Source organism: Chryseobacterium sp. RR2-3-20, from assembly GCF_017808115.1.
In the GTDB taxonomy this organism is placed as follows: domain Bacteria; phylum Bacteroidota; class Bacteroidia; order Flavobacteriales; family Weeksellaceae; genus Chryseobacterium; species Chryseobacterium oryzae.
In genome coordinates, this window is sequence record NZ_JADQBD010000004.1 from 60114 (window position 1) to 73627 (window position 13514).

Annotated in this window: 12 protein-coding genes; 10 read left to right on the plus strand and 2 right to left on the minus strand. The window is 33.7% G+C overall.

Annotated elements, in window-relative coordinates; genetic code table 11:
- Nucleotides 1–26: 26 nt before the first annotated feature.
- The gene (gene panC, locus IV513_RS01900; RefSeq protein WP_209388826.1) at nucleotides 27–875 is read right to left on the minus strand and encodes a pantoate--beta-alanine ligase; all 849 of its coding nucleotides are present in this window, start codon (nucleotides 873–875) and stop codon (nucleotides 27–29) included.
- Nucleotides 876–1042: 167 nt separating this feature from the next.
- Between panC and IV513_RS01905 the strand changes: the two genes are divergently transcribed.
- The 8 genes from IV513_RS01905 (at nucleotide 1043) to IV513_RS01940 (ending at nucleotide 11247) form a co-directional block, all read left to right on the plus strand.
- Nucleotides 1043–1813, plus strand: a complete 771-nt coding sequence (locus IV513_RS01905) for a glycogen/starch synthase (RefSeq protein ID WP_209388827.1) — start codon at nucleotides 1043–1045, stop codon at nucleotides 1811–1813.
- A gap of 23 nt (nucleotides 1814–1836) precedes the next feature.
- Nucleotides 1837–3411 carry a DUF4270 family protein gene (locus tag IV513_RS01910; protein ID WP_209388828.1) on the plus strand — a complete coding sequence of 525 codons (1575 nt, stop codon included), beginning with the start codon at nucleotides 1837–1839 and terminating at the stop codon, nucleotides 3409–3411.
- 19 nt (nucleotides 3412–3430) lie between these two features.
- Complete coding sequence (glmS, locus tag IV513_RS01915; protein WP_209388829.1) at nucleotides 3431–5284, plus strand: glutamine--fructose-6-phosphate transaminase (isomerizing); 1854 nt, start codon at nucleotides 3431–3433, stop codon at nucleotides 5282–5284.
- Between the two features lie 109 nt (nucleotides 5285–5393).
- Nucleotides 5394–6812, plus strand: coding sequence for a gliding motility lipoprotein GldK (gldK, locus tag IV513_RS01920; RefSeq protein ID WP_209388830.1), 1419 nt, complete (start codon nucleotides 5394–5396; stop codon nucleotides 6810–6812).
- 55 nt (nucleotides 6813–6867) lie between these two features.
- Nucleotides 6868–7563, plus strand: a complete 696-nt coding sequence (gldL, locus tag IV513_RS01925) for a gliding motility protein GldL (protein ID WP_209388831.1) — start codon at nucleotides 6868–6870, stop codon at nucleotides 7561–7563.
- 40 nt (nucleotides 7564–7603) lie between these two features.
- Nucleotides 7604–9196 carry a gliding motility protein GldM gene (gene gldM, locus IV513_RS01930; RefSeq protein ID WP_209388832.1) on the plus strand — a complete coding sequence of 531 codons (1593 nt, stop codon included), beginning with the start codon at nucleotides 7604–7606 and terminating at the stop codon, nucleotides 9194–9196.
- Nucleotides 9197–9218: 22 nt separating this feature from the next.
- Nucleotides 9219–10157, plus strand: coding sequence for a gliding motility protein GldN (gene gldN / locus IV513_RS01935; RefSeq protein WP_209388833.1), 939 nt, complete (start codon nucleotides 9219–9221; stop codon nucleotides 10155–10157).
- 55 nt (nucleotides 10158–10212) lie between these two features.
- On the plus strand, nucleotides 10213–11247 hold the full coding sequence (locus IV513_RS01940) for an FAD-binding oxidoreductase (RefSeq protein WP_209388834.1): 1035 nt from the start codon (nucleotides 10213–10215) through the stop codon (nucleotides 11245–11247).
- Nucleotides 11248–11264: 17 nt separating this feature from the next.
- On the opposite strand, the gene IV513_RS01945 is transcribed toward IV513_RS01940, so the two are convergent.
- A complete protein-coding gene (locus tag IV513_RS01945; RefSeq protein WP_209388835.1) occupies nucleotides 11265–11648 on the minus strand; it encodes a hypothetical protein in 384 nt (127 codons plus the stop codon).
- Between the two features lie 232 nt (nucleotides 11649–11880).
- On the opposite strand from IV513_RS01945, the gene IV513_RS01950 reads away from it, so the two are divergent.
- Both IV513_RS01950 and IV513_RS01955 read left to right on the plus strand, forming a co-directional pair.
- Nucleotides 11881–12267 (plus strand): hypothetical protein, encoded by a 387-nt coding sequence (locus IV513_RS01950; RefSeq protein WP_209388836.1) that lies wholly within the window; start codon nucleotides 11881–11883, stop codon nucleotides 12265–12267.
- A gap of 117 nt (nucleotides 12268–12384) precedes the next feature.
- Nucleotides 12385–13467: an efflux RND transporter periplasmic adaptor subunit gene (locus tag IV513_RS01955; protein ID WP_209388850.1), complete on the plus strand. Its 1083-nt coding sequence runs from the start codon at nucleotides 12385–12387 to the stop codon at nucleotides 13465–13467.
- Nucleotides 13468–13514 lie beyond the last annotated feature (47 nt).

Sequence of the window (13514 nt, forward strand, 5' to 3'; positions counted from 1 at the left end):
TTCCATCGGAAGCCTTTGATTTTTTTTTATTCTAAATGCATATTATCAATAAGTCTTACATCGTCAACATTTACTACAATAAAAGCACGATAAGATTTTCCATCTTCTTTCTGATTGATTTCCTTTAAAGTATGTTCATCTGCAATAAGGAAATATTCTAATTCCATATTGTTTTGGTGTTCGAAAATATCTTTTACCATATTTTTTATTTCAGAAACGGAAAGGTTTTTAAACCATTCTTTTGTTTTTTCTAGTGTTTCGAAAATAATTTTAGATTCATTTCTTCTTTCTTCCGTGAGGCGTTGGTTGCGGGAGCTCAATGCAAGTCCGTTTTCAGCTCTATAAATAGGTATGCCTTTTATCGTAACAGGAAGATGCTTTTTTTCTGTCATTTTTTTTATGATAGCCAGTTGCTGAAAATCCTTTTCACCAAAATAAGCATTGTTAGGTTGTACTTGTCTGAAAAGTTCTTCAACCACGGTTCCTACGCCGTCGAAATGACCCGGTCTGGATTTTCCTTCCATTTCGTTCTCAAGGCCGTCGTAGTCGTACTTTTTGCTTTCTGTTTTTTTAGGATAAATATCTTCTACTTGCGGAAGGTAAACTGCGTCTACCAATCCGGATTTTTCAAGAATAGAAATGTCTTTTTGGGTATCACGGGGGTATTTTTCAAGATCTTCAAGGTTGTTGAATTGTGTGGGATTTACGAAGACAGATGAAATAACCAGGTCGTTTTCTTCTCTCGCGGCTTTATACAAGGAAAGATGTCCATTATGTAAAGCACCCATTGTTGGAGCGAAACCAATTCTTTTGCCCATCTCTTTTTGTCGTTCTATAAAATCCTGAAGTGTTTTTTTAGTTTTTAGAATTTCCATATTTGTAATAATAACATTTCAAAAATACTAAATATTGTGAGATTCATTTTTACTTTGTTACATTATTGTTTACAACTGTCGTAAAAAAATGTTAATTACTATAATGTTGAATGTTTTTTCGTAATTTTGCAAATTAATGCGATATTTTAAAATTATATAAAAATTATATGCCCAATCAGAAAATACTGTACATTACCACAGAGATGTACCCTTATCAGGAAGATACAAATTTAGCAGCGGTGGTAAACAAAATGGCACTTAAAATGCACCAAGAAGGCAATGATGTAAGAGTTTTTATGCCAAGATTTGGACAGATTAGTGAAAGGAAATTTCAGCTACATGAAGTTATTCGTCTTTCTGGGATGAATATTATTATTAATGATCTCGATCAGCCCCTTATTATAAAGGTTGCCTCTCTTCCCGGTGAGAGACTTCAGGTTTACTTTATAGATAATGAAGAATATTTTAAAAGAAAGCAATATTATTTTGATGATGAAGGAGCAGCTTTCGAGGATAACGACGAGAGAGCAATTTTCTTTGCACGCGGAGTTATAGAAACAATTAAAAAGCTAAACTGGGTTCCCGATGTTATTCATTTGAATGGTTGGATGGCTTCTTTTGTCCCTATTTATCTTAAAACTTATTATCAGTCTGATTCTTATTTTAAAGATGCAAAAATAATTCTTTCATTATATAATGAAAACAATGCTCCATTGGCTTCAAATGTGGCTGAAAAATTACAGTTTGATAATATTTCTGGTTTAAAAGCGTTAGACAATGCAAGCTTTGAAAGTTTTGTTATCGAAAGTATGGAGTATGTAGATGAAGTCGTAAAAGGTGATGAGTTTTTGAATGGGGAATTAGATAAAGCGTTCAATGAAACGTCAACATCTAAATCTGAATATCTTGACGTAGATTCTATCAGTAAACTATATTAATATACATTTTGATGATTTATAATATGAGAAAAACTTTCGCCATCCTTTCGATGATGGTTTTAGGGAGTATATTGCTTTACAACTGTGAGCCCGAAGCAGATTCTTTAGGTGAACAGCTTTTTTTGGATGGAGCTGCAAATGGAAAGGAAGCTTTGTTTGATGTTGTGGGATATAATATTAGTAATAACGATACCATAAGAGCAGATGCTAATACTTTTGTAAATCTTTTTGGTACCAATGCTGCGACATCCTCTACAGCGGTTTTAGGAGCGTTTAATGAAAGCCAGTTTGGGATGCAGAAAGCTACTTACTTTACTCAGCTTAGATTACCATCTTATGATCCTGATTTTGGAGTTAATCCCACTGTAGATTCTGTCGTGATGGTAGTGAAGCCAACTTATGCGATAGATTCTGTGTCTACAACAACCAATGACGATTATGTTTATCCGGACGGAAATATTCCTGCAAAAAAAGTAGTTAGCACTTATCCTATCATAAAATTTGGAAAATCCAAACTGAACGGGGGTAAATTAACTCTTAAAGTAAACGAAGTTTTGGAGTTTATGAACGGATTTAATGATATTGTTTATTCTAATAAGAATTTTGCAGCAGACGAGTCCAATGTTTTAGGTTCTAAAGAAATTTCAGGAAATGTAAGTGCTGTTGCAATTACAAAAGATTCAGACAATGGAGATATTTTCAGAACTCCTGTAGGAATAAGAATTCGTCTTGATGCAGACTTTTTTAAGCAGAAAATTATTGATAAAAAAGGTCAGATGGAATTGAGAGATGCTGCAAACTTTACCCGACATTTTAGAGGTTTGAGAGTTTCTGTTGTTGAAAATGATGGGTATTTATTCCAATTTACTCCAAATGATATTGAACTAATCATGTACTATAAAAATGATAAAGTAGATAACGGTGTTACAACAAGACCGCAATCGAAATATAATTTTGCTTTAGGAAGTGCTAACGTTCATACAGGTTATTATCAATATAATAGAAGTGGAGCGGCAATTAATACTTATGCTATAGGAAATTCTACAACTGGTGATCTTAAGTTGTATGCTCAAGGTATGGGAGGAAACTCTATAGGGGTTAAATTCCCAACGGCTACAATTGATTCGCTTAAGAATATGTATCAAAAGAACAAAGCAGCTATTATTACTGCAAAAATCAGAATATATACAGATGATTCTGTTTGGAATAATAAATATCAGAAGCCAACCATCCTAACGATTTTACAAAGAGATAAAGATACAAGCGGACAAGTAACTACTGGTTTTACTACAGATTATACAATTCTTAGCGGAGCTTCAACTTTTGTTCCTCTTAGAGTGTATGATTTAGATAAGAATCCTGCTTATTATGATTTTACGGTGACTCAATCTCTTAAAGATATTGTAGAATCAGGAAAAGATTATTCAAATAAGTATTTTAAAATAGATTTGGCTCAATTCTTAAATACAAGTGCAGGGAGTTTAGCGGGGTACAAATATACTTCCAGAGCTTTTTCAATGCCAAGAGCAGTTTTTGTAGGTTCTGATCCTTCAAATAAAAATAAAATTAAGTTAAGAGTTACATACGGAACAAAATAATAATACGGATACTAAAATTATGTGTGGAATAGTTGGATATACAGGTTTTCAGGATGCTTATGATATTGTTATCAACGGTCTTAGAAGATTAGAATATAGAGGTTACGACAGTGCAGGGATTGTCTTAGAGAATACAGAAAGCATTTTTGCGGTCGAAAAAACAAAAGGAAAGGTTGATGATTTGGTTAATATTTCAAGTCAGCTGAAAGGGACTTCTAAAGTAGGAATGGGACACACTCGTTGGGCTACTCACGGAGTTCCTAGCGACAGAAATTCGCATCCCCATATATCAAATAATGGTAAACTCGCAATTGTTCATAATGGAATCATAGAGAATTATGATACTATTAAAACGATGCTTATCGATAAAGGATTTTCATTTAAGTCTGAAACAGATACTGAGGTTCTTGTTAACTTAATTCAGTATTTTATGGATGTAAACCAAGGTATGGATTTTCCTACCGCGGTGAGATCTGCTTTAAATGAAGTTTATGGAGCATATGCAATCACAGTAATGCACGAAGATTATCCTGGTTTCTTGGTTGTGGCAAGATTAGGTTCTCCATTAGCAATAGGAATTGGAGAAAATGAATTTTTCATCGCTTCAGATGCTTCGCCATTTGTTGAATTTACAAAAGAGGCTATTTATCTAGAAGAAGGGCACATGGCTACGATTTCACTTCAGGATGGTGTGGATATCAGAACAATTGCAGGAAATTCTAAAATTAGTCCAGAAATTCAGCAGCTGAAGCTGAATTTAGAACAGATTGAAAAAGGAGGATACGAGCATTTTATGCTGAAAGAAATTTTTGAGCAGCCAAAATCAATTCAAGATACAATGAGAGGAAGACTTATTGTAAATGAAGGTATAATTAAAATGGCGGGAATCTGGGATCATGTAGAGAAATTTAAAAATGCCAACAGAATTATCATTATTGCTTGCGGAACTTCTTGGCATGCCGGTCTTATAGGAGAATATCTTATCGAAGAATATGCAAGAATTCCTGTAGAAGTAGAGTATGCTTCCGAATTCAGATATAGAAATCCAATTATTACAGATAAAGATGTAGTTATTGCGATTTCACAATCAGGAGAAACCGCAGATACTATGGCGGCTTTAAAACTGGCTAAAGAAAAAGGTGCATTTATTTATGGTATTTGTAATGTAGTAGATTCTTCAATTGCTAGAATTACAGATGCAGGTTCTTATACTCACGCAGGTCCCGAAATCGGTGTGGCTTCTACAAAAGCGTTTACAGCACAGCTAACAATACTTTCTTTAATAGCTTTAAAACTAGGTAAACATAACGGAAATCTAGGTAATGCAGAATTTATGAGTCTAATATCTGAACTTGAGGCTATTCCTAAAAGAGTAGAAGAAGTTTTAGAATTAACTCATGAGCTTACTCAGGATATTGCAAAAGATTTTATTAATGCAACCAATTTCTTATACTTAGGAAGAGGATACAATTATCCGGCAGCGTTAGAGGGTGCACTTAAGCTGAAAGAGATTTCTTACATTCATGCAGAAGGTTATCCTGCGGCAGAAATGAAGCACGGTCCTATTGCTTTAATTGATGAAAATATGCCTATCGTAATTATCGCTCCTAAGAAAGGACATTATGATAAGATAGTAAGTAACGTTCAGGAGATTAAAGCGAGAAAGGGTAAAGTAATCGCTGTAGTAAACAAAGGAGACCAGCAGGTAAGTGCAATGGCAGACTATGTTATTGAAATTCCAGAGACATCAGAATGCTTCTCGCCAATCGTTGCTTCAGTTCCTTTACAGCTACTGGCTTATTATATAGCAGTGTACAGAGGTGCTAATGTAGACCAGCCAAGAAATCTTGCAAAATCGGTTACAGTAGAATAAAAAAATACTTGCAAATAAAATAAGTTTAGATTTTTTTCGTTATTCTGAAAAAAATCTTAAAAGTTTCTTAAAAAAATTATATATTTACGGCTTAATTATAAAAATTAACATGAAAAGGATATTTCTTTTATTAGTGTCTGCGTCGGTAGCATCGGTATCTTGTTCAGGTGGTGGAACTTCTTCGGTAGGAAAACCAGGAACAAAGGGAGAATTGATACCTAGAGAAAAAACGAAATCATTTGTTGCGGAAAGACCTTATGGTATGGTAGCAATTCCTGGAGGTTCTTTTATTGCGGGTATGGCCGATCAGGACTTTACCAACAATGGCGAAAAAGCACCTTTGAAAACTGTAACGGTAGCGCCTTTCTTTATGGATGAGGCAGAAACTACCAACGCAGAATACAGGGTTTTTATTAATTACGTAAGAGATTCTATCGCACGTACTATGCTTGCAGAAGCTGCAGGTGAAGGAGGTGATGGTAGCGGAGGTAGAAGGGGCGCCAGTATTGGTGATTACGCTTACCTTGCAAAGAAAGAAGATAATTTAACACCTTATCAGGAATATTTAGAAGGTTCTGGAGGAAAAGATGGCTATGACGATTCAAAAAGATTAGACTGGAAAATTCCTTTGCATTGGAACACATCAAAATATCCTGATGTTGAATACGCAGAAGTTCTAGAATCTATGTATTTACCGGCTTCATCAAGAGTAGGTAACGAAAGAATTATAGACGTTAGTAAATTGAAATATACCTATAAGTGGGGAGATATGGATGCTGCAATAGCAGACAATGAGAGAGGTATTAACTTTCTTAGAAGTGAAAGCATTGCAATTTATCCTGATACAACCGTTTGGGTAAACGATTTCCACTTTACTTATAATGAGCCTTTATTCGAACAGTATTTCTGGCACAAAGCTTATAAAGATTATCCTGTTGTAGGAGTTACCTGGGATCAGGCTAGAGCTTATTGTAATTTCAGAACTAAATTAAAGTCTGATTATAACGAAAGTTTAAAAAGAAAGAAACAAAGACCAATGCAATTCCGTCTTCCTACAGAAATTGAGTGGGAATATGCAGCTAGAGGAGGTAAAGAAAATGCTACTTACCCTTGGGGAGGTCCTTATTTAATGGATGACAGAGGCTGCTATTTGGCTAACTTCAAACCAAAAAGAGGTAGTTATATGGAGGATGAAAAGAAAGGAACTTATACCTATACTGCTCCTGTTAAGAAATTTAGAAAAAATTCTTTCGGATTATTTGATATGGCAGGAAACGTAGCTGAATGGACAATTTCTGCTTACAATAATTCAGATTATCAGTTCTCATCAACTCTTAATCCTGCGGTAAAAGATAAATCAGGAAACAAAAAATCGGTAAGAGGAGGTTCTTGGAAAGATGTAGGATATATGTTGATGACTGGTGCAAGAGATTGGGAACACAAAGATTCTGCTAGAAGTTATATCGGTTTCAGAACTGTACAAGATATTTCTGATGCAGCTGTTAAAGCTAAAAGAGTCAACAGATAACCTAGATAAATTATTTTATTTCAATTAATTTTAAAACTAAAAAAAACTAACTTATATGTTTAAGACTAAAGATGCTTGGATGAACTTCATTTATTCATTCGGTGCTGCAATTGTAATTCTTGGAGCTTGGCTTAAAATTACTCACATTACCTTGGGACCTATTAACGGGAATATAGCTCTAACTGTAGGATTGGTTACAGAAGCATTTATTTTTATCATCTTTGCTTTCGACCCTCCTAAAACCGAAGAGTCTTATGCTTGGGAAAATGTTTATCCTGAATTGTTAGATAAGCATGCAAACCCTAACCCTTTACATTCTAACGTTAGTGCAAGAAATGCCAATGCAACTCAGTTTGCAGAGTTAGAAAACTCTCTTTCTAGTAAATTAGATAAAATGCTTCAGGATGCTAAACTTGATGTACAGTTATTTGACAGATTGAGAAGCGGTATCGATAAATTTTCTAGTTCTGTAGATCAAATTAACCAAATTGTTGATGTTTCTGCTTCTACACACAAATATAATGATCAGTTAAATAAAGCTGCTCAGCACATGGAAAGTATGAATGCTCTTTATGCTATACAGTTAGAAAATGGTCAAAAGCAGGCAGACTTTACTAAGCAATATGTTGCTAATATGCAAAAATCTGCGGAACAATCTGAAAAGTTTAACCAAGAATTACAAGGTTTAACATCTAACTTAAATAACTTAAACAGAGTTTATGGAGGTATGTTAACTGCTATGAAGTCTTAATTCCGAACCATTAATTTAATAAAAACTTAAAGAAAAAAGAATGGCAAAAGGAAAACAGACTCCACGTCAGAAGATGATCAACCTAATGTATTTGGTGTTCATCGCGATGATGGCCCTAAATATTGATGTTGAAATCATCAGATCGTATTACGATTCTACAAGAGCTCTTAATGAAACAAGAAGTTTAACGGAGCATAAAAACGAAAAAATATTCGAAAAGACACTTGAAGCGAAAGCTCAACAAGTACCGGATACTTATGCTCAACCATGGAGCCAATACAATGTTTTGAAAACAAAGATTGATGCTTTGGTGAAATTTGCAGAAGATGTAAAAGTTGATCTGAAGAAAAAATCTGAGTTTCACGACAAAGATGAAAAGGGTAAGGACATGGATGTAAGTGAGAATTTCTCTGCGTTGAACAATAATGAGGCAACAACAGAGTTTTTCTTTAAAGAAGGCGATGAAAACAGCCCTTCTAAAGGTGCTTTGGAACTTAAAGCTAAAATGGACGATGTAAGAAACTATATTACAAGTACATTTGGTAACAACCCACAGTTAGCAGATTTGGTTAGCAGAGCCACTAAGTCTATTACTACTGAGTATCCGCAAGGAAAATCTCCAAATGGGAAGACATGGTTTCAGAATAAGTTTTATCATCAGCCGTTAATTGCTGCAATTTCTAATTTAGAAATTATTCAGAATGATGCAAGAAACGTACAGTCTGATGCATTAGCATTAATGCTTTCTGAGAAAGTAGATGCGAGCATTAAATTTACAAACTATGAAGCAATTGTTTCTGCACCTACTGACGTTCAGGTTGGTAAAAAAGCTGAAGCAGTGGTAATGTTGGGTAACTATTCTAATAGCAGCAAAATTACCATGAGTGGTGTAAGCAGACAGGAAAATGGAAAAGGCTTCTTACCGTTGAATACTTCAGGAATTGGAGAAAAGAAAATTGGTGGAGTTATTACGCTTACAGATGCTTCTGGTAAAGCTCAACAATTCCCTTTCACTCATACTTATAATGTAATTGCGGGTCCACAGGAAGTTAAACTTGAACAAGGATTATTACTTTCTGCAGATAAAATGAATGTTATGTATAGAGGTTTAGAAAACCCTGTATCTGGTTCTATTCTAGGTGCCGATAATGCTAAACTTTCTTTATCTGCTTCTGGAGGAGCTATTGTTAAAAGTACTGGTAATGGAAAATGGAATGTAACACCTCAATCTGGAAATGTTATTCAGTTAACACTTTCTGGAAGAGAGCCAAGCGGAAAAACTGTATCACAGGTTTTTGAATATAGAATTAAAGGTATTCCTAGACCACAAGGTCAGATTAGAGGTAAAGCGGTTAATTTTATGCCGGCAAGCTCTATTCCTAATCAAATTGTGACTGCAGCTTTACCGGATTTCGATTTCCCTGTTTCATTTACAGTTAATAGCTTTATATTGAAATTGCCAGGTAGAGCAGGTACTATGATACAAGGAAGTGGATTATCATCTGCGGAAGGTCTATTAAAAAATCTTAGATCGGGAGATGTTGTTCAAATCTATGATATCCAAGCGACTGCTACTGGTTTAGGTAATCAAAGGTTGAAAGAAATTTCACCAGTAACAATAAATGTTCAATAAGATTAATTTGTAAATTCATATTATGAAAAAATATATAAGCAGTCTTTTAGTAATAGCGTCTGGGTTTGCATTTTCTCAGACTATTCTAAATGCCTCTTCTCCGGAAGAATTCAGACAAATGAGGTCTGAAAATATGAAGAAAGTAGGAGATACAGTTGTGAGTAACAAAATTACTCCTTTAGAATATGGTTTTGTGGATGAGAAAGACATTCTTAAAAGCGTGACCGTTTGGGAAATTATCGATATGAACGACAAAATTAATCAGCCGTTTTATTATGATAATCCTGATGCACTTTGGTCTAAAACTACAAGATCTTTATACCAAATTCTTCTAGATGCTGCTATGGATGGTAAAATTGATGAGGTTTATGATGATGAGAATTTTACTACTAAGCTAAGTAAAGAAGCTTTACAAAAAAAACTGGAAAGTGTTAGAATGGATGAGGAAGCTATTGATATTCTAAATTCAGGGAGACAACTTACAGAAGATGAGAAAAAAAGACTTGTTGACCACATCAGAACGACAACAGATAAAGTTAAAATCTTGAAAATTATGGGTATGTGGTTCATCGATAAAAGAGATGGAATGATGAAATACAGACCTCTTGGTATTGCTGCAATGGGCCCAGATCCAACTTCTATTGGTAGACTTGATGCGCAGGGTAAATTAATGGAAGGAGCAAATGATTTGGTTGATCTTTTCTGGATTTATTACCCTAAAGCAAGAGAGATTTTAGCAAATAATTATGTTTTTAATAGAGCTAATTCATCTGCAGATTTGTCTTTTGATGATGTAATCAATGCAAGAAGATTTTCTTCAATCATCTATAAGTCATCTAACGGTCTTGGTGATGGTACAATCAAACATTATATCCCAGGAGATGCCAGAGAGCAGTTAGCTGAAAGCGACAGAATTAAAGCGCAGATTCTTCAAATGGAGAACGACATGTGGAATTATTAATATTTCGCTTGATATTTATAAAAAACCTGAGTACTTTTACTCAGGTTTTTTTATTATGCAAAATGTAGATTATATTATAGTTGGAGACGGGTACGCTGCTCTTTTCTTTGCTCATCAGCTTATTTTAAATAATAAGTCTTTTGTTATTTTTTCGGAAGGAAAGAAAAGTGCTTCGCAAATTTCTGCGGGAATTATTAATCCCGTTGTTTTAAAGAAATTTACTACTTTTTGGAAAGCTCAGGAGCAAATTTATTTTTTGCATAAAACTTTAAATGAAATAAGCCTTTATACACAAGAAAACTATTTGATAGAGACACCTATTCATCGTGTTTTTCATGATGAAAATGAGCAAAAGCTATGGCTTAATAAATCTAATAAAGAGGAGTTGATTGATTTTCTTGATCAGAACTTCACAAAGATAGATGGAGTGAAAAATAACTTTAAATCTGGAAAAGTGAATCAGTCTGCAAGACTCAATGTAAGACATTTTTTTGATGGTATGAAAGATTTTTTAATCCAACAAAATAAATGGATTCAGGAACGTTTCGATTATCATCAATTAGATAATCAAGAAAATAAATACAGAGAATTTTCATTTAAACATATTGTTTTCTGTGAAGGAATGGGAGTGAAATTCAACCCTTTTTTTGCGGAATTGCCTGTACAACCCAATAAAGGACACCACATAAGAATTAAACTTTCAGAATCTTTAGATTCTAACATTACCATTAAGAAGAAACATTTTTTATTTCCGCTGGATGATGAGCTTTACTTTTACGGAGGGACGTATGATAGAGATCAAATTCATGAAAATATTGATGAATCTGCCGTTAAGCAACTGGAAAACGGACTCTCAGAATTTTATGAAAATGAATTTGAAACTAAAGAAGTGCATTTTGGTTTCAGACCAACAGTAAAAGATAGACGTCCACTTATTGGCAGACATTCTCTGCATGAAAATCTTTATGTTTTTAATGGATTAGGAGCAAGAGGAATCTTAAATGGATGCTTTTTCTCAAAAATATTATTTGATTTTATCGATAAAAATTATCCTTTACCCGAAGAAATTCAACTGAATAGATTTCAATAATTAAAAAAATCTTCTAATTACTGATTAGCAATTTTCTCACTGTTAGAATCTTTTTCACTCTGAAATAAGACCATATCAACATCTTTCTTCAAAAAGGTAACAGTCTTTTTGTTTTCTATCAACTGATATTGGTTATCCGAAGTAGAATATCCGTTGTTCTCGTGGTTTTTATGAAGACTGTAAGATTTACCATCCAGTTTTAGCGCAATAGTATTTTTAGTGAGATTTCTTGTGATTTCCATTTTTTCACCGTAGCGATCAGTAAATACTTGTTGCGAAGTTTCATCTTTACTGGCTTCCAATTGGGAATTATTTGCCAAGTTGTTTTCAGATTCCTTTGCAGAATGCGTACACCCAGTAATAGCGGATAATACTATTAAAATTAATAATTTTGTTTTCATTTCAATTGTGAGTTTTAAATTGTTTCAATATAATATTTGGATGGGGTAAAATTAAGGTTTTTGCCGTAAATAAATGTTAAATTTTATTAAAATATTATTTTTATTGTAAAAATTAGCATAATTAAAGTAGATTTGCTAATGATAATCGTGGGTTTAGCAATTTTAAATTACAGTTAAATATTGTTAATTGATTTTAGTTTTTATAAATCTAAGCTTACATTTGTTGCTTCAAATGAAAAACGCATTTATATATTTTTTTACCGCTTTGTTTTTGCTATTCGTAGTCGAAAGCAGGCTAAGTTTACATACATTGCGTAATGATTATTTTTCTCATTCATCTCAGAATTTACCAAAGAAAGCGAATCGTCTCAATCAGACTTTAGAAAAAATTTCTACTCAGCATAAGTTGGATAACGTAAAAATGTCTTCAGAAGTAGAAGAATCCGATTATTCTTATTCAAACTCTGGAACTTTAATTGCTTTTACGGTTAGTATTTTCCTTATAATTTATTTGTTTGCCTTACATTTTGGCAATCGGGTTAAAGGAGATCCCTTTCGATTTATCGCAGATATTTTTTCGGTTAAACGATTCATTCTCATTCGTTCAATAAGAATTTAAAAAGCTGTTTCAGTTCTGAAATTGTGCATATAATTGTTGGTAATCTCTTATAATGCCATTCTCCCATTACCATTCCCATTTTTAAACATTAACGATTTATATAAACTCTAAATTATGATGAAAAGAGTTGTCGCAGGAATTACGCTAAGCAGTATCTTATTGTTCACTGGATGTAACAATAAAAAAGAAGAAAAAGAAGAAGCTGCAATTTATCCTGTAACCACACCGATAGTTATGGATACGGTGATTAACAAAGAATATGTTGCGCAGATCAGGTCTGTAAAAAACATTGAAGTTCGTGCACAGGAAAAAGGTTTCCTAGAAAAAATCTTCGTAGATGAAGGTCAGTTTGTACGACAAGGACAAACCTTATTCCGAATTATGCCAAAACTGTATCAGGCAGAACTTTTAAAAGCTCAGGCAGAAGTAGCACAGGCAACTATAGAACTTAAAAACGCAAGCACATTAGCCAACAATAATATTGTGTCTAAAAACGAAAGAGCAATGGCTAAAGCTAAGTTGGATGCAGCCAATGCAGAAGCTAAATTGGCTCAAATTCATTTGTCTTTTACAGATATTAAAGCTCCTTTTTCCGGAATTATAGACAGAATTCCTTTAAAATTAGGAAGTCTAGTAGATGAAGGTGATTTATTAACTTCACTTTCCGATAACAACGATATTTTCACCTATTTCAATGTTTCTGAGCCAGAATATCTTAATTATCAGAGAAATGTAGCTTCTAGAGGAAGTAATACAGTAGACCTGATTATGGCAAACGGTGATATTTTTCCTCAAAAAGGTCAAATTCAGACTATTGAAGGAGAATTTGATAGTGAAACCGGAAACATTGCTTTTAGAGCAAAATTTCCAAACCCGGATAAGCTTTTAAGAAACGGCGAAACCGGAAAAGTAAGAATGAGCTTACCATTGAAGAATGCTTTAATTATTCCGCAAAAAGCAACTTACGAAATTCAGGATCAGAAATATGTTTTCGTAGTAGACAAAAATGGTGTGGTAAAATCTAAAAATATTAAAATTGCCTATGAACTTCCGGATTTGTATGTAGTAGCTTCGGGTGTTTCCACATCAGATAAAATTTTACTGGAAGGTGTACAGAAAGTGAAAGACGATCAAAAAGTGAAAACCAAAGCTCAGGATCCTAAAAAAGTTCTTCAGTCATTAAAATTAAAAGCAGAGTAGAGATACGATAACTGATAGCTGATTAATGAGCATATCATGTGTTCAAA

What these genes read in the sequence shown, in the direction of transcription:
- panC (WP_209388826.1), bottom strand. Translation starts at nt 875, where the DNA reads ATGGAAATTCTAAAAACTAAAAAAACACTTCAGGATTTTATAGAACGA.
- IV513_RS01905 (WP_209388827.1), top strand. Translation starts at nt 1,043, where the DNA reads ATGCCCAATCAGAAAATACTGTACATTACCACAGAGATGTACCCTTAT.
- IV513_RS01910 (WP_209388828.1), top strand. Translation starts at nt 1,837, where the DNA reads ATGAGAAAAACTTTCGCCATCCTTTCGATGATGGTTTTAGGGAGTATA.
- glmS (WP_209388829.1), top strand. Translation starts at nt 3,431, where the DNA reads ATGTGTGGAATAGTTGGATATACAGGTTTTCAGGATGCTTATGATATT.
- gldK (WP_209388830.1), top strand. Translation starts at nt 5,394, where the DNA reads ATGAAAAGGATATTTCTTTTATTAGTGTCTGCGTCGGTAGCATCGGTA.
- gldL (WP_209388831.1), top strand. Translation starts at nt 6,868, where the DNA reads ATGTTTAAGACTAAAGATGCTTGGATGAACTTCATTTATTCATTCGGT.
- gldM (WP_209388832.1), top strand. Translation starts at nt 7,604, where the DNA reads ATGGCAAAAGGAAAACAGACTCCACGTCAGAAGATGATCAACCTAATG.
- gldN (WP_209388833.1), top strand. Translation starts at nt 9,219, where the DNA reads ATGAAAAAATATATAAGCAGTCTTTTAGTAATAGCGTCTGGGTTTGCA.
- IV513_RS01940 (WP_209388834.1), top strand. Translation starts at nt 10,213, where the DNA reads ATGCAAAATGTAGATTATATTATAGTTGGAGACGGGTACGCTGCTCTT.
- IV513_RS01945 (WP_209388835.1), bottom strand. Translation starts at nt 11,648, where the DNA reads ATGAAAACAAAATTATTAATTTTAATAGTATTATCCGCTATTACTGGG.
- IV513_RS01950 (WP_209388836.1), top strand. Translation starts at nt 11,881, where the DNA reads ATGAAAAACGCATTTATATATTTTTTTACCGCTTTGTTTTTGCTATTC.
- IV513_RS01955 (WP_209388850.1), top strand. Translation starts at nt 12,385, where the DNA reads ATGAAAAGAGTTGTCGCAGGAATTACGCTAAGCAGTATCTTATTGTTC.